This is a genomic window from Dapis hubbardiae BLCC-M172 (assembly GCF_050016015.1).
Classification (GTDB): Bacteria; Cyanobacteriota; Cyanobacteriia; order Cyanobacteriales; family Microcoleaceae; genus Trichodesmium.
The window spans coordinates 635-17,617 of record NZ_JBNHEQ010000108.1 but is presented as its reverse complement, the minus strand read 5'-3'; the positions used below and the strand labels follow the sequence as shown (position 1 = coordinate 17,617).

The following is a 16,983-nucleotide window of genomic DNA, read 5'->3' as shown; positions in this document are numbered from 1 at the left end:
TTAAGGAGATAAATAATGGTTGCAGCGAAAAAATCTAAACAAAACTCACCTTTCTTTAATAATACTTACACAGTAATAGGATTAATTGTTCTAGGATCTATTGGAGCTTTTTGGTTCTCGCGATCGCGATTAGTATCAGTCAAGAATCCTGTTTCAGACGTAGCACAACAAACTGTACCAGAGCAAATTCTGGCAAAACATAAATCATGGGTTTACACAGTAGACATTAGTCCTGACGGTCAAACTATAGCTAGTGGTAGTTATGATGGTACAATTAAGATTTCCAATGTAAGCAATGGTGAATTGCTGCATAATATCAACGCTCACGACAATGCTATTGAATCTCTGGCTATTAGTCCATATGGAAAAATCCTTGCTAGCGGTAGCTGGGATAACCACATTAAGCTTTGGGATATTTCTAGTGGCGCTCTTCTCCGCGATCTTCATAGTCATACTGATGATGTCAAAGCGATCGCCTTTAGTATTGATAATCAAACCCTAGCTAGTGGCAGTTATGATGGTATGATTAAAGTATGGAATATTAAAACTGGTTCTATTAACCGTCGTTTTAAACATCCAAGTCTTTTAACTTCCCTAGCTTTGAGTCCAGATGGAAAGATGCTAGCAACTGCGGGCAAAAATGGTCTAATTAAAACTTGGGATTTGAGTACGGGTAGAGAACTTCACTCAATAGCAGCACATAAAAGGAGTGTGAGGACTCTCGCTTTTAGCCCTGATAATAGACTCTTAGGAAGTGGTAGTCAAGACCGAACAGTTAAGTTATGGCAAGTAGACACTGGTCAACTACATGAAACTATTGAGAAAGAAAAAGCAGTTTTCTCTGTTGCTTTTAGCGCCGATAGCAAAACTATTGCCACTACCAGTCACGACAGAAATATTCATTTATGGCAGGTTGATACAGGAGAACTAAAGGAAAAGTTGACATCTCATTCCAAAGCAGTTTGCTCTGTAGAGTTTAACCCTGATGGTAAAACTCTTGCTAGTGGAGGTGCTGATGGTGCTGTTAAACTCTGGTCTATGTCTGATTCACCTCAAGATTTACAAGATATCAACATAACTCTCGAACCGCCTGTTTTGGAAGAGAAAGAAGTTCATACTGTAGCCTCAGAAATTACTGAAATACAACCAGAAATTAAAGACGCATCCTCAGAAACTACTGAAGTACAACCAGAAATTACTGATGTAGCAATGTTAGAGAAATTAAACCAAAAGTTGTACGATCAAATCGACGTAAGTTGGCGACAAACTCCCAGGTGGTATGAAGACTTAGTATTTCAAATCAAAGTTAATGCTGATAATGAGATGATCAGTATAGAACCAATGAACCAAGAAGCTATAGATTATATTGGGCAAACTCCTTTACCAGAGCTATTAAATAATACTAATTCTGAAGCCATAACCCAGAAACAACCTTTGGGAGTATTCCGGGTGGTAATGACATCAACAGGTGTACTGAAGGTCGATCCTTGGCAAGGATGGTTGTAATATCAAATCCGGTAGTATCGGTAGAATTCAAGAGCGTAGGGGTTTGGTCTCCAAACCCTGCATAAACTAGGAGTTTTCGCTCTTTTCTGATGGTAGAATTATATCACTTCCGTTGCCCAGCGGATTTGAGATAATTTAAAAGTGAAATAGGTATACTATTTTTCCATTTTAAGAAAAATAGTATTAACAAGACTTACACATAACTAAGATATATAGTAGGGGAGATTTCCGTGCCGAAATGCTCCTAATTACGCGAATCGCCCCTACATTTGTCAGAAGAAATTAGAGCAATTTCGGAGGTAGTGAGGTACAAAACAAAGCAAAGACTTCCAGTCTATTAGTAATTTTGGTAACACAAGCATCCTGCTTGTTACAGCAAACGAAGGCTGAACTGCAAAAACTGTACCTCAGCATCCTCAAAAGTGCTGTAATTTCCAAAAAGTGAAATATCAAGAAAAAGATCGTCAACTAATTTTAATCAGTCCTGTAGGTTGGCTCGACTATTAGCTGACTGCTGAGGTGCTAATAGCTGAATGCTTACGGGAAATATGTTAATTTTATGGCTAGTTATATAGCTGAGGCTCGGAAATATTAATATTAACTAAGCTAGTTAAAGTTGAACTACATTTCTTAATAACCTCAACCTTCTCAATTTGCTCCTTTATCCATTCATTAAACAAATGAGACATAATTTGACAACGTAATTTATCTGTTAACTCCGGTTGAACAATTTCTTCCACAAAAATTAAATGTACCCCGTAAGCAGTTACTATAGGTTTAATAAGTTGGGGGGGTTTAGCAGCAAAAACTACTGGATAAACTTCAGGTCTTAATTCTCGAAAATTTACTCTTCCTTGATATCCACCAGCACGTCGTAATTCTTCCTCTTGAATATACTGATAAGCAACTTCAGAAAAAGTCTTTTTTCCTTCCTGAATAGCAGAGAATAATTCCATTGCCAAATCTTCATTATCTAAAATAATTTCATAGATAAATGCACCACCATAATTTAATTTGTTTTCTAAGAAATATGGCTCTATCTTATCATGAAATAAATGATCTGCTAATTTACCAGATAAAAAACTATAGTAAGCCATTTCCTCCAAGTCATCTATAGATAAACTATGTTTATGTAACCAAGCCCATGTTTCCTTAGCACCATGTAGCTGATTAATTACCCGTATGGCATCGGCTGCTTTTTGAAGTTCTTCTGGTTTTGCTTCAATGCCTGCATCTTCTGCTGCTATTTTGATGATTTTGCGGGTAATTATTCCTTCTATAGTTTCTGAAAGTTTCAAAGAAAATTTAACTTGCTTGAGAATATCTTCTGGTGTAATAGTAATACTTTCTAACATAAATTTACTCGATAATATGCACTAGATTATTCTCTATTTTTTTCTCATTGAAAAAGCAGTCAAGAGAGAAAAATTCTAGAGACAGAATCAATATTAGTGGGGATTCTTGACCCCAACAAGCTTGTACACACCACAGGTAACGTTAGGGATTTTTTACCTAATGGATAATTATTAATTAATGAACCCATAATGCTTCTAGCCTGAAGTTAGGTCTTCACCACAAAACTAAAAAATTACTCCTGACTCTTAATTTTTCCTAATTTCCAGCCGTTTGCTGTTAATTGGAGACACGATAATCAAGATAATTTTTTTATACTGTAACTAGGTCAGTATCTAATTTTTTAGAACTTTTAAATTGCATTTTTGCTTCTAAATTTAGTTGATGTATAAACTGATTTTATCTTGATTTATTTGAGGTAGAAGGAGGGTCTTACTGACGATCAAAATAGGATACTCCTACTACCTAAAAATTGAATTTTGATAGGCTACAATCTCTGGACTAACATTTTTTTTGAGCATTAATTTTATTAAAAGTAGAAAGTAGTCAACTAACACTCTTAAATAACCAAATGCTAATATTTTAGGTAATCACACTTGATTGTTGCTAATATTTTCAAACAGTTTAATATTTCTTTTATGAAAGTGGAGAGCTGAAAGACATAATGAATTAATAGTCTAGATATCTAGACTATTTTTTTGACGCTTCATATTCTAGAAAATGTCTTAGTACCACATATTTATTGTTAGTTATTAGCAGCCTCGAAAGCTAATGTTCTCAAATATGGGTCAAGATTTAGCTCTGAGTTAAGATCCTGAATTACAATGTTTTTACCATTGTAATCTCGATCGGTAGTTTGCTCCATTTGAGGTCGTTTTCCTTTAGTGGATAGCCCCATTTGTTTTAACAGTCGATTAATATGGCGATCGCTCAACTTGATACTAAATTCTTTGGCTAAATGTTTTCCTAACCAATTAGCAGTCCACCGCCTGAAGACATAACCATATTCTTTAGGGCTATTAGTTACCAACTCTTTCAAACGTTCTAAATATTGTTGGTTAACTTCTTGAGGACGACCTATCGGATGATCTTTCCATTTATGGGCTTGACCAGACTTAGCTATTAGTATCCAATGCCGAGCTGTACCTGGAGCACAACCTATAGCTTCACAGATTTCACTCTGGGTTTTACCCTCATCTGCTAGAAGAATAATTTCAATTCTCTGGCGATACTGCCACGGTAGGTCATCATTCAAATTCTTCTGTAAGTGTTGTCGCTGAAAAGATGTTAAGTAGTTACCGTTTACGGATAACTGAGTTGTTTCGGTTTTGCAGTTCAATTGATTAGACAACATAGGTTTCTGATTAAGTATTTACAATTCCAGTTGCTATTTCCTACAACCAGGAGTATTTCTGAACTCTTAGCACTTATGCAGTTTTTGATATCAATGTTGAGCAAATTTACTTGGGAATTAGCTTTCCGCCTTATCAGAAAAATATGAATTCCTTAACCATAGAAGATCAACTACTAAATTTTGTTAACTATCCTGATATTTTCCAGAATACATTAGGGGAATGATTCACAGGATTGTGTTTTTAGAAAAACATCTTATCTGAAACCATCATGTAACTAACTTTTGAGAAATTTAGGCTCTACAAACCTAGGTTTTGTAATAATTTCAGTTTCTTAAGATTTATTTTATAAATCAACAATTAAGAAAATAACCGAATTTATCAAATATTGCAAATGGTTTTACTGAAATTCATCAAATATTCATAAATTTGCCTATTTTATTCTTCGTTTTAAACTAACCTTAATCTCTTTTAATTTTTTTTAGTTAGTTGATTTTTGTTAAACTAACTTTAATGTCTTTTGAATTAGTTTTAATCCAAAAATCAACTCTTGAAGTTTATTTTATACAACCTAAACAATGCCAATTTATTTTCTATCTGCTCCCTCATTCCTACTGAAGCTAGTCAAGCTATAATAATTAGTTGGATTGGAAATTATAGCAGCAACCAATATAACTATATTAGCAATGAGCTATGGGCGATCGCATCTTACAGACAAAACTAAAACCTTTATTTTATCAGCTAATTGCGATCGATTTCAACTCTATTGACATCAAGTTTATTTAATTAATTCATAAAAAAAACCTATCTTTATCGCTTCAAAGACAAATCTTCCTATTCTCGCAACTAAAGTCAGTCAAGCTATAATAATTAGTCCAACTGAAAATTATAGCAGCAACGAATATAACTCTATTAGCAATGAGCTATGGTAGAATCTAAGCCCCCATTTCCCCATCTCCCCTACTGTAATTTCTATAATTTTAAATAGATCCCTTCAGGGGTTCTATAGAGGTTTTCACTTCATGACTTGCATTACTTCTTCCTTCTTCCTTTAAACCCAAATCTCTGTACTCTAAAAACATGAAAACTTCTATAAGACTTGATTTGTCAATTTAAAAGAATTCAGCCTCTTAATATTTACTTTATAAATCAACCTTCAGCACCTAACTGTCTACGCAACCCATCCATGGATTGTAATAAATTGTTACGATAATATGAGGCGTAAATTATATAAATACTATGCAACTAACTTGGTTAGACAGTAATTCCTGGCTAATTGAAATTGGAGGCAAACGACTTCTCATAGATCCTTGGCTCGTTGGCCCCCTAGTCTTCGGTAATCTACCTTGGTTATTTAAAGGGGAACGACATACTCCCCGTGCCATTCCAGAAAATGTAGACCTCATTGTATTGTCTCAGGGACTAGAAGACCATGCTCACCCAGAGACACTTAAGCAATTAGACAAAAATATTCATGTTATTGCTTCTCCCACTGCGGCAAAAGTAGCAAAAGAGTTTGGTTACTCTCAGGTAATCACACTTGGTCATGGTGATACCTACTGTTTTGATAATAGTGTTGAAATTAGAGCAGTTCCCGGTTCACTCGTCGGCCCAACGTTAGTAGAAAATGGTTACATTATTCAAGACTTAAGGACTGGAAATTCAATATACTATGAACCCCACGGCAACCATTCTGAAGAAATCAAAGAATTTGCACCTATAGATGTTGTCATCTCCCCAATCATTAATTTGAATTTACCCTTAGTGGGACCAATAATTAAAGGAAATGAAAGTGCTTTACAGGTAGCTAAATGGTTGAAACCCCAAGTCATGCTACCTACAGCAGCAGGAGGTGATGTAGATTTTCAAGGATTACTAATATCTTTTCTCAAAGCTGAAGGAAGTATTGAGGAAACAAAATCTCTATTAGCTAAAAATAATCTAGGGACAAAAGTTATAGAGCCTCAGCCTGGAGAAAGTTTTGAAATACAATTAGAGCAGCGACCAGTAACTTATTAATTTGACCAAACAATAAGGTCTTTATTAAATATCGTTACCTAATTATATAGTTGGGAGTAAGGGATTCATTAATGGATAATGGATAATGGAGTAGGGGAGCAGGGGAGATTGAATATAGAATTATAGACATATCTTGTATCAGGACTTACGCATTTTTGCGTTTTAAACACTATATATCTGCTATAGTTTTTGAACGTCATATATAGTGTCTGTGCGTAAGTCCTGATTATCAATATTTGTAGTTCATATACTTGGAATCCGTTGTATCATCCTAATTATCAATAAAATCCTTTTTTTGACAATCATTTAATTATTGTGTATGATTATCAATAATTATATTTTTTTGATAAAATACCGTGGCTCTTTATACACCATCTTCATTTAAAGCAGAACTAAATGAAAAAGGTTGGCGAATGACTCCCCAACGGGAGACAATTTTGCACATCTTTCAAAATTTGCCCAAAGGCAATCATCTGAGTGCCGAAGACCTTTATAATATGCTACAAAATAGAGGTGAAAGAATTAGTCTATCTACCATTTATAGAACCTTAAAGTTAATGGCGAGGATGGGAATTCTACGAGAACTAGAACTAGCAGAGGGACATAAACATTATGAAATAAATCAGCCTTACCCTCATCATCACCATCATCTTGTTTGCGTACAATGTAATAAAACTATTGAATTTAAGAATGACTCTATTTTAAAAATTGGTCTCAAGCAAGCTGAAAAATCAGGATTACATCTTTTAGATTGTCAGTTAACTATTCATACAATTTGTTATGAAGCCCTAAGAAAAGGATGGCCTTCCCTCGTATCTACTGAGTGGTCTTGCCCACGGGCGCTTACAGATACAGAAAACAGTGAATAGATCGAATTTGCTGAACAAAAAATATCCCCACTTTGATATAGAGGTGGGGTTCAAGTAAACTAAGTCAGAAGTCAGAAGTCAGAAGTTGTTTTTGTCACGGGGATTTTTAGGAATGAGGATTTTATGATCTACACAAGTTAAATTTCCTAAACTCAATATTATAGCGCTGTGCTCCGGGAACAGGCACTATTGGAACAGGCAACAGGGAGAATAAATTGCCGATAATATAAGAATTCTAGCTCTTTTGCCCCTACTACAATTTGTAAAGATACCAGCGCTCATTGCTATATATTATCTGAGTTCTTTCAAAAAAATTCTGGATTTTATTTAAGCTTGAGGTAGCTAATCTCCAATATCTGTTGTACTAATTCCATAACGTAGTTGAGCTTTTGCCACTGCTGCTCTTGTTTCTGAATTATAAACTCCATTCAATGGACCAAAATATATTCCTTGTAAGCGAAGTCGATTTTGAAGTTCCAAGACTTGTTTTTGGCTACGAATATAACTAACCTCTTGCCCAGAAGTATTTTGGGTGACAATCAAAGGATGTCTTAACGCTTCTAATGTATTTCTTCGAGCTACCCCACTAGGAACAAATCCCACATCTTGCTGAAAACATTTGACCGCAAATTCTGTTCCTGGTCCAAAAAAGCTATCAATCACCCCTGGATAATAACCCAATCTTGTTAACAAAATCTGGAGTTGTTTTACAGCCAAACCTCGATCGCCTCGTTGCAGCACACTTAAGTTTGAGTATTGCCTAGTAGTATAATTGACTCTGGAACTTGAGTTAGATACGGGACCTGGAGGTAAAACTTGATTAGGATTAAATAGAAATGCTTGGGTTGTTGGTCCAACTATACCTGTAGGAGTAATTCTATTTCTCCTTTGAAAATCAATTACTGCTATTTCTGTACTTCGATCAAAATAATTAGTTATTTGCCCCTGATAATAACCTAAATTTTGTAAACGTTGTTGTAATTTCCCAATCTCAGGACCTGTGTTTCCTCGTCGCAGAAATACTCTCTCCACAGGAACAGACTTAGTACCAAAGAGAAAGTCTCTAGTGGTTATCCCTACCTGACCCGTAGGTGTAATTCCATGAACACTTTGAAATCTAATGACCGCAGTTCTAGTATTTTGGTCATAAATACTATTGATTGGACCTCTGTAAAAGCCTAGTTCTTTTAACCGTCTTTGAATAATTGCTACTTGAGGACTAATTTCTCCAAAAGATAATACTTGTGTGGGAGAATTTAATAATGAACTATTAGTTTGACTGGTTCTGCTACCACCAAATAGTAATGACCAGGTGGTAGGTTCAATTTGACCACTAGGTGTAATACCATTGTCTTCCTGGAACCGTATGACAGCTCTTTCTGTTACTGGGCCATAATAGCCAGTTAGGTTCGCATTGAAATAGCCTAGCTCTCTCAATTTTCTTTGAACAGCTGATACTGTTGCAGCTCTGTCTCCACGCCTTAGATATACTGCACTATTAGGAGAAAGAATTGCATTACTTTCTGGTCCAGAGCCAGAAAAAAAAGAGTTTCTTGTCAGTTGTGCTTGAGCTACTATATTCTCCTGAGTTTGGCTAAGATTAAAATAACTATTTGTTTCAGAAGCAGAAATTTCCGACACCTGAGCAAAACTAGCATTAACCAGAATAGAATTAATAATTACTAATGATAAAAATTTAATATAAGCGAAGCTAGAAAGTTTTTTCCAGTTAAGTCCTTCAATCAGTTTGAAATCCTTAATTTCTTCACTAACCAGAAAAAATTCTAAGTATGCAAGGGATTCCATAAATTTTCCTGTTCCTGGGAGACTCTAAGTTTTTATATTAACAAGTTAAATTTAATTTTAGTATTCAGATTTTAGTATTCAGATTTTAGTATTCAGATTGTTTGATGATTTTTTCTGACTACAATAAGTCTATTTATAACTGTTTTAGTATTTAAAATTTACTAAGATGCAAGAATTATTAGTAAGCATTCTGTAGGAAAAATTGACTAATAACACCTAGATTATCACTATGATTATTACTCACTGATACAACTTTGGATTATACTGAAACTAGAAATTTTATAGAAAAAGCTAGATTAGACAAGTTTATTAAATATCTCTAGTGCCGCTACACGGAAGTCAGAAGTACGGGCGTTTCATGTCGCGCAGCGAAACGGCCGTTAGCTTCGCATAACTATCGTTAACGCCCGTACAGAAGTCAGAAGTATTGATTAGTAAGACTTTTAGGATTTTGTAACTGGTCACTTATTTCTGCTATCCTGCACTAGGTATTTTCCTAGCCCTACTTTACTATACCTATATTAATATAATAGGTTACTGGGTTTTATTGATTATTAAACAATGTAGAGCATAATTCTTAAATTGTTGAGAAACAAAAGTTTTCGATTTTTAGAGAATAGTTTAACTATTAAAACAAAACAAAGGAGGGGAAATAGAAAAAAATACTATACCTGATTAATATGAGAAAAGTAAAATAATTATATCAAATTCTCAGGAAATATAATTTTATTTTAGTTGGGAAATCTATTAAGAGAATGTTTGTAAACTAAAGATTAAGATGGTTAGAGTGCTTAACTTTCCATTGATTACGGCAGAATGTTAAATTTTGGTTCCGGTTCATAATTATTGCCGCCTCACCCTCCCCATCCTGCGCCTGGATTTAATATTCCTTTTACAAACAGTCTCTAAGGTTAATTTAATTTATTTTTACCTACAACTATCAATAATATTTCCATAATTTTGTTGCACTAAACAACTCAAGATTTAAACTAAACCAACGCGATCGCAAATTAAAACTACAATACCAGCAAAAATAGTAATTCCCAGAGCAGTTATAGGATTTTGGCCTTGATTAACAGCGAAAGAAGTAGCAACACCAGCTCCTAAAGCAGCAGTAATAGCTACAACTAATGGGTCACGGTTAGAACGATTTTTATACATTTTTCACCTAGAATATTTTTCTTAAACAATTTATCTCAACGTTGTTTGAATACTTACACTCAGTCAGTAAAAACTGCTGATTGTGAGGTTACTGAATATCTATAATTGTCAAGCTATAGATAATATCAGGAGCATCTCAAAACTAACAACGTTTTATAAACCTATCACTTAAATAATGATTAAAGTAGCAATTATTCTGGTTTTGTAATTAAGATTTAGATTTATCTAAATTTCTTAACAAATAGTATGTTGACCTAATTCTAGTTATAATTCTCAGTTGTGCAGAGCGGAAAGTGTGGGATAATTCAGCAATTAACAATTATTAATTATTACCTCGTCTGAAAAAGGATAGGATTGAGACTTAAGGATTTTTTGGATTTTATCCCCTATCCAAGGCTATCCTTTATAAACATATTTCTTAACATAAAACTTGACAAAATAGACAAGACAAATTTTCTACTTGTCCTTAACTGGATATTTCGAGAGATTCAACGTATTTAATTAGAAGCTTTTCTCCCCCACCTCCCCATCTCCCCACCCCCCATCTTTCTATCAGAAAAGGGTTTTATGAGTTCCTTATAAGGGATAGTATCCAAGGGGAGGCTTGAAACCTGAATTGTTGAATGAATAATTATTAACTATAAACTATAGTATTTCCCAAGGTAGTGAGGTACAGTGATAGTCATTCTGAATAAGACTGGGACGAGTTTTCCCTTACCTAGAAAGGGTTTCAGCAAAAAAAGTGTTTCATCCTTATTTGAAATGACTATATATTTTTGTCTTTTTATCCCCTGTTACCATTGAAGTATTCCCTCAAACTTAAAATTTTGTACCTCACGCTTTTTGGGAATTGTTATATCAATTATTAAGAGACTCTTTGTCAAATATAGCAATCCTAAATAGGTTGTGAGCAATCAAAAAGTAAATAAAAAAACTGAAACTCTCGCCTGTTGCCTGTTGCCTGTTGCCTGTTGCCTATTGCCTAAAAAGCAGTAAGATTTTTGACACGAATAAAATAGGATTGCTATAAGTATTAAGAAAAAAGTTTCAAAACTCAATCAACTAGCTTGAATAAGGCAAGGGATTGAAATAACTCTACAGAGATAGGAGGTATGACTATTCATACTTAATCAGTTAGTTGTGAAGTTCCTGATAACAAATAATCGTTTTTTTGCCTATTCCCTATTCCCTGTTCCCTATCTTCTTTTTTCATATTTCCTGATACATTCAACCTCTTAATTATTAATTATTAATTATTGAACTTCACGCCTTAGATATTCAAAAAAACTTAATTATACCAATTATCATTTTTTTTATGGATCATTATTTTTGAGTAAATCTGGACGACGAGATTTTGTTCTTTGAATTTGTTGTTCATAACGCCATCTTGCTATTTCAGCATGATGTCCAGAAAGCAAAACTTCTGGAACCTTCCAACCACGAAAATTAGCAGGTCGAGTGTAATGAGGATAATCAAGTAATTCAGACTCAAAACTTTCATTAGCTAATGACTCAGCCTTTCCTACCGTTCCTGGAAGTAACCTGACTACCCCATTAATTAAAGCTAAAGCTGGTATCTCTCCACTTGTAAGGACAAAATCTCCTAGGGATACTTCTTTAGTAACTAAATATTCTACTCTTTCATCAATACCTTCATAATGACCACAAATTAGAAGAAGTTGGTCATATTCTGTAGCGAACTGCCGGAACATTCCTTGGTGCATTCTTTCTCCCTGGGGAGTTAAGAGAATCACCTCTCGTTTTGACAGAGTTGGCAATGATTCTACAGCAGCAAATATAGGTTCTGGTTTTAAAACCATTCCCACTCCTCCACCATAAGACTCATCATCAACTTTTTTATATTTGTCTGTGGTATAATCACGGGGATTAACTAGATTAACCTTGGCAATATTTTTGTCAAGGGCTTTCCCCAGTAAACCTAAATTTAGAGGTGTTGTAAAAAAGTCTGGAAATAAGGTAATAACATCAAATCGCACGGCAGTTAATACTATAACTAATTAGGGTGTCCTGAAAAATGTAGAATTTTCAATTGTTGAGATTAATTTTTTAGAGTATGCTGTGCGGTAAGAATTGGGCAACAAATTAAAATTATAAATTTAACCAATCAAACAAATGTTGAAAAATTCCAGAGCAAGTAGGGGACTTGCAAGTTTATAAGATAGTCTATTATTATAACAGATTATTGAAATTAAATGTGTACCTGCTGTCCAAGATTAACAAGATGATGCAGTTAGAGTCTCAAGCCTTAGAACTAGATACATTACGCCCGACAAAAACAACTATTATGGTCATCGGAGGAGCCGAGGATAAAGTTCATGGAAAAGAGATTCTACAAACTTTTTTTAATCGCGCAGGGGGAGTAAATTCCAAACTAGGAGTTATTCCTTCAGCTTCGAGAGAACCAGCAGCTCAAGGAGATAGATACCGTAAGGTGTTTCAAGATATGGGCGCTGTTGATATTAAAATATTTGACATCCGAGAAAGGTATCAGGGAGAAGACCCAATCTGGTTAGAGTATTTGGAAGACTGCACCGGAGTATTTATGACTGGTGGAGATCAACTGCGTCTTTGTGGCCTACTTGCTGAGACCCCTTTGATGGACAACATCAGAACTAAAGCTTTAGAAGGAAAAATAGCACTGGCCGGAACAAGTGCAGGAGCAGCAGTTATGGGCTATCACATGATAGCAGGTGGTGGTAGTGGCTCATCACCAAATAGATCTTTAGTCGATATGACAAATGGTTTGGCCATATTGCCAGAGTTAATAGTAGACCAACACTTTCATAACCGGAATCGGATGGCCCGTTTATTAAGCGCGATCGCCACCCATCCAGACAAAGTTGGTATAGGAATAGACGAAGATACCTGCGCATTGTTTGAAGGAGACGGTCAAATTCAAGTCATGGGTAAAGGCACAGTCACAATTATAGATCCGGTAGAAATGTCTTATACAAATTCTGCCAAAGTAGGGGTAGAAGATCCTTTGAGTTTGTCGAATCTCAGATTACATATAATGTGCCATGGTGATGGTTACGATCTCCATTCCCATACGATGAAACCAGGGCTTTCTGAAACAATAATGCCTCTAGACTAATATAATTTCCGATAATTTATCAGTTATTGAGAAGTTTGTTCCTGTAGATGAGTAGCTTACCTAATTGGCAGACATAAAGCGTAACTATACTGAAAACTATATATATTTTGTAGCAAATAAAGTAATAGACAGTCCAAATTCTTCTACCATCACAGGATTATCATCCGATATTTTTAAGATGGAGTTTTGTTTGGAACTACTAAATGTTTCTAGCATGATGCAAAACAGTAAATTAGCGCCATCTAGAGCAGGTCAAGCTTTTTATCAGTTTAGGCAATGATTGACAACCAAAATTGTTGCTAGCTGCGAGACCGTAGTTTTAGCTAGATTAATGTTTTCCATCATCCAAAACTTGTCATAACTGCGGTCATGTTTATAGAGAACTAAAGTTAAGAGAGCGTACTTTCAACTACCCTCATTGTATTTAGCACTCAAATAGACCGCGACCTTAACTAGGTTAATCAATTTAGTAGGGTAGGCTGTACCCGAAGTTACGCCTGTGAACTGGAAAAGGCCGACCTCCCAGGTTGAAGCAGGAAGCAAGCATCTTTAGACTGGCATTACAAATTTTTTCCTAGTTTTGCCAAAATTTTATAGGTATTGTACAGCAGAAAGGATTAGTGCATCCTGAAAAAAATTTTGTAGTAAACAGTTTAGCAAATATTCTGAGCAGAAATTAAAAATAAAAATACCATTGCTTTTCTGATTCTAAGCATCACCTTCAAATCCTCCTATGAAAATCCTCAAACTCCAGACATTACGCGGTCCAAACTACTGGAGCATTCGCCGGCATAAACTGGTGGTTATGCGCCTAGACTTAGAAGACCTATACGAAAAATATACATCTAACATTCCTGGTTTCTACAAAGGATTAACTAAAGTTCTACCAAGTCTGGTAGAACATTACTGTTCCCCAGGAGTCAAAGGTGGTTTCCTCAGTCGTGTGGAAAAAGGAACATTGATGGGCCATGTAATCGAACACGTTGCCCTAGAATTTCAACAGCTAGCAGGAATGCCAGTTGGTTTTGGTAGGACAAGGGAAACATCTACTCCAGGAATATTTCAGGTAGTAATAGAATATCAAAATGAACAAGCAGGTCGTTATTCAGCACGAGCAGCAGTAAGACTCTGCCAAAGCATTGTTGATACAGGTACATATCCTCCAACAGAATTACAGCAAGATTTAGAAGACCTCAAAGAATTCAAAAATCAAGCATCTTTAGGTCCAAGTACAGAAGCTATAGTCAAAGAAGCAGAAGCAAGAGGTATTCCTTGGACTCAACTATCTGCTCGGTTTATGATTCAGTTTGGTTATGGGGTCAATCAAAAAAGAATTCAGGCAACTCTCAGTAACCAAACAGGAATTCTTGGAGTAGAACTTGCTTGTGATAAAGAAGGTACGAAAAAAATTCTCAAAGATGCAGGAATACCAGTACCTCGTGGTACAGTTACTCGCTACTTTGATGAACTTCAAGATGCCATTGAAGATGTCGGAGGTTATCCTATTGTAATTAAGCCTCTAGATGGAAATCATGGTCGTGGTATTACCATAGATGTGAGAAATTGGCAAGAGGCAGAAGAAGCTTATGATTTAGCCAGCAATGCTTCTAAAACAAAAAGTGTAATTGTGGAACGTTACTACACAGGTAAAGACCACCGAGTGTTAGTAGTAAATGGCAAAGTTGTAGCAGTGGCCGAACGAGTTCCAGCTCATGTAGTGGGAGATGGTAAGTCTACAGTATCAGAACTAATTGAAGAGACTAACAGAGATCCTCAAAGAGGAGATGGACATGATAACGTCCTAACTAGAATTACAGTAGATAAACTTGCCCTTTCTATCCTAGAAAGACAAGGATACAGCATAGATTCAATACCGAGAAAAGGAGAAATTTGCTTTTTAAGAGCAACAGCTAACCTCAGCACTGGAGGTATAGCAGTAGACCGTACTGATGAAATACACCCGGAAAATGTTTGGCTATTATCGAGAGCTGCTAAGATAATTGGTCTAGATATTGCAGGTATGGATGTAGTTACTGAAGATATTTCTAAACCATTGCGAGAAGTGGACGGAGTAATAGTAGAAGTTAATGCTGCTCCTGGTTTTCGGATGCACGTTGCTCCTAGTCGCGGTTTGCCAAGAAATGTGGCAGGAGCAGTAATGGATATGTTATTTCCGGGAGCAAAGAATGGTCGAATACCAATATTGAGTGTTACTGGTACCAACGGTAAGACTACTACTACCCGACTATTAGCTCATATGATGAAGCAAACTGGTCAAGTAGTTGGTTATACCACTACTGATGGAACTTATATTGGTGAGTATTTGGCTGAAGCTGGAGATAATACAGGTCCTCACAGTGCCCATTTAATTCTTTCAGACCCCACAGTAGAAGTTGCTGTGTTAGAAACGGCACGGGGCGGTATTTTGCGTTCTGGTTTAGGTTTTTCTAACTGTGAAGTGGGAATAGTATTAAACGTAGCTGCTGACCACTTGGGTATTGGAGATATAGATACCGTAGAACAACTAGCTCAACTGAAAAGTGTAGTAGCTGAGTCAGTAATGCCTAAAGGATATGCAATTTTGAATGCTGAAGACCCATTAGTAGCAGCAATGGCAGAGAAAGTCAAAGGTCAAGTTGCTTATTTCTCAATGGACCCAAATAACGAACTGTTAGTCAAACATACAGAAGCAGGGGGTCTGGCAGCAGTTTATGAGAATGGCTATATTTCAATTTTGAAAGGTGATTGGACTTTAAGAATTGAAAAAGCAGTTAATGTACCAATTACAATGGCTGGTAAAGCTCCATTTATGATTGCTAATGCTCTGGCAGCTTGTTTGGCCGTCTTTACCCAAGGAGTAAAAATAGAGCATATTCGGGAAGGTTTGTCAACCTTTGTGGCTTCAGTGGATCAAACCCCAGGCCGGATGAATATGTTTAATATGGGTGGTTATCATGCTTTAGTAGATTATGCTCATAATCCTGCTAGCTATGAAGCATTAGGTGGATTTGTCAGAAATTGGCCAGGTAAACGGATCGGTGTAGTTGGTGGACCAGGCGATCGCCGTGATGAAGATTTTGTTTCTCTTGGGGAACTAGCAGCAGATATTTTTGATGAAATTATTATCAAAGAAGATGATGATACTAGGGGACGACCCAGGGGAAATGCTGCGGAACTTATTTATCAAGGTGTTGAGCAATTCTTGAGTCAAGGAAAAGATTCTGAGTCAAAAGCTATTTATGAATCAATTTTAGACGAGACAACTGCTATTAATACTGCTTTAGACCGTGCTTCTTCTGACAGTTTAGTAGTAATTTTACCAGAAAGTGTGAGTCGAGCTATCAGTTTAATAGAAGCTCGTAACCCAGTTAAGGATCTTGAATTACCTGAAAGTAGTTTAAAATCTAATAACTCTCCAGAAGAGTTAAAAACTTCAATTGCGCATTAAGTTAAATAATTAAACTTTTTCTGTCAAAGGGGTTGAGATTTTCAACCCCCTTTTTATGATAAAAATCTAGTTGTTCAATGATAGATTTTTTGAACATTTTATCGCAGTTGAAGCAGGATATTTATAAATGCTTAAACTCAGTCATGGATTAATTCTAACTTCTGAGTTGTGCGTTACTATACCTGCTTCTCATCATAGTTATTATTTTATTGATAGATTTTTCCTTACTGAATTTTATAGCAATCCTACATCAGAATGATAGATTTTTTGAACATTTTATAGGAGTCGAAGCAAAGATTAGGATATTTATAAATGCTTAAACTCAGTCATGGATTAATTCTAACTTCTGAGTTG

The 16,983-nt window shown here is 35.7% G+C and carries 11 protein-coding genes; 6 read left to right on the top strand and 5 right to left on the bottom strand.

What is annotated here, in order from left to right; genetic code table 11:
* Positions 1-15 precede the first annotated feature (15 nt).
* Positions 16-1,506 carry a WD40 repeat domain-containing protein gene (locus ACP6PK_RS10390; RefSeq protein ID WP_426559542.1) on the top strand — a complete coding sequence of 497 codons (1,491 nt, stop codon included), beginning with the start codon at positions 16-18 and terminating at the stop codon, positions 1,504-1,506.
* Positions 1,507-2,069: 563 nt separating this feature from the next.
* Here ACP6PK_RS10390 and ACP6PK_RS10385 read toward each other — a convergent pair.
* Together ACP6PK_RS10385 and ACP6PK_RS10380 are read right to left on the bottom strand one after the other, a co-directional pair.
* A complete protein-coding gene (locus tag ACP6PK_RS10385) occupies positions 2,070-2,861 on the bottom strand; it encodes a peptidylprolyl isomerase (RefSeq protein WP_426559541.1) in 792 nt (263 codons plus the stop codon).
* Positions 2,862-3,604: 743 nt separating this feature from the next.
* Positions 3,605-4,213, bottom strand: a complete 609-nt coding sequence (locus tag ACP6PK_RS10380) for a helix-turn-helix domain-containing protein (RefSeq protein WP_094673135.1) — start codon at positions 4,211-4,213, stop codon at positions 3,605-3,607.
* 1,237 nt (positions 4,214-5,450) lie between these two features.
* On the opposite strand from ACP6PK_RS10380, the gene ACP6PK_RS10375 reads away from it, so the two are divergent.
* Both ACP6PK_RS10375 and ACP6PK_RS10370 read left to right on the top strand, forming a co-directional pair.
* Entirely contained in the window at positions 5,451-6,230 is a 780-nt protein-coding gene (locus ACP6PK_RS10375; RefSeq protein ID WP_426559540.1) for an MBL fold metallo-hydrolase, read from the top strand.
* Positions 6,231-6,586: 356 nt separating this feature from the next.
* Complete coding sequence (locus ACP6PK_RS10370; RefSeq protein ID WP_426559539.1) at positions 6,587-7,099, top strand: transcriptional repressor; 513 nt, start codon at positions 6,587-6,589, stop codon at positions 7,097-7,099.
* Between the two features lie 342 nt (positions 7,100-7,441).
* On the opposite strand, the gene ACP6PK_RS10365 is transcribed toward ACP6PK_RS10370, so the two are convergent.
* The 3 genes from ACP6PK_RS10365 to trmD form a co-directional block, all read right to left on the bottom strand.
* Entirely contained in the window at positions 7,442-8,905 is a 1,464-nt protein-coding gene (locus tag ACP6PK_RS10365; protein ID WP_426559538.1) for a peptidoglycan-binding domain-containing protein, read from the bottom strand.
* A 984-nt stretch (positions 8,906-9,889) separates the two neighbouring features.
* A complete protein-coding gene (locus ACP6PK_RS10360; protein WP_426559537.1) occupies positions 9,890-10,066 on the bottom strand; it encodes a hypothetical protein in 177 nt (58 codons plus the stop codon).
* 1,313 nt (positions 10,067-11,379) lie between these two features.
* Positions 11,380-12,063 (bottom strand): tRNA (guanosine(37)-N1)-methyltransferase TrmD, encoded by a 684-nt coding sequence (gene trmD, locus ACP6PK_RS10355; RefSeq protein ID WP_426559536.1) that lies wholly within the window; start codon positions 12,061-12,063, stop codon positions 11,380-11,382.
* A gap of 245 nt (positions 12,064-12,308) precedes the next feature.
* Between trmD and ACP6PK_RS10350 the strand changes: the two genes are divergently transcribed.
* From ACP6PK_RS10350 to cphA, 3 genes are all read left to right on the top strand, one after another.
* Positions 12,309-13,181, top strand: a complete 873-nt coding sequence (locus ACP6PK_RS10350; RefSeq protein WP_426559535.1) for a cyanophycinase — start codon at positions 12,309-12,311, stop codon at positions 13,179-13,181.
* A 64-nt stretch (positions 13,182-13,245) separates the two neighbouring features.
* Positions 13,246-13,461: a hypothetical protein gene (locus ACP6PK_RS10345; protein ID WP_094673563.1), complete on the top strand. Its 216-nt coding sequence runs from the start codon at positions 13,246-13,248 to the stop codon at positions 13,459-13,461.
* A 453-nt stretch (positions 13,462-13,914) separates the two neighbouring features.
* Positions 13,915-16,629 carry a cyanophycin synthetase gene (cphA, locus tag ACP6PK_RS10340; protein ID WP_094673564.1) on the top strand — a complete coding sequence of 905 codons (2,715 nt, stop codon included), beginning with the start codon at positions 13,915-13,917 and terminating at the stop codon, positions 16,627-16,629.
* The last annotated feature ends 354 nt before the right edge of the window (positions 16,630-16,983 follow it).

What these genes read in the sequence shown, in the direction of transcription:
- ACP6PK_RS10390 (WP_426559542.1), top strand. Translation starts at nt 16, where the DNA reads ATGGTTGCAGCGAAAAAATCTAAACAAAACTCACCTTTCTTTAATAAT.
- ACP6PK_RS10385 (WP_426559541.1), bottom strand. Translation starts at nt 2,861, where the DNA reads ATGTTAGAAAGTATTACTATTACACCAGAAGATATTCTCAAGCAAGTT.
- ACP6PK_RS10380 (WP_094673135.1), bottom strand. Translation starts at nt 4,213, where the DNA reads ATGTTGTCTAATCAATTGAACTGCAAAACCGAAACAACTCAGTTATCC.
- ACP6PK_RS10375 (WP_426559540.1), top strand. Translation starts at nt 5,451, where the DNA reads ATGCAACTAACTTGGTTAGACAGTAATTCCTGGCTAATTGAAATTGGA.
- ACP6PK_RS10365 (WP_426559538.1), bottom strand. Translation starts at nt 8,905, where the DNA reads ATGGAATCCCTTGCATACTTAGAATTTTTTCTGGTTAGTGAAGAAATT.
- ACP6PK_RS10360 (WP_426559537.1), bottom strand. Translation starts at nt 10,066, where the DNA reads ATGTATAAAAATCGTTCTAACCGTGACCCATTAGTTGTAGCTATTACT.
- ACP6PK_RS10350 (WP_426559535.1), top strand. Translation starts at nt 12,309, where the DNA reads ATGATGCAGTTAGAGTCTCAAGCCTTAGAACTAGATACATTACGCCCG.
- cphA (WP_094673564.1), top strand. Translation starts at nt 13,915, where the DNA reads ATGAAAATCCTCAAACTCCAGACATTACGCGGTCCAAACTACTGGAGC.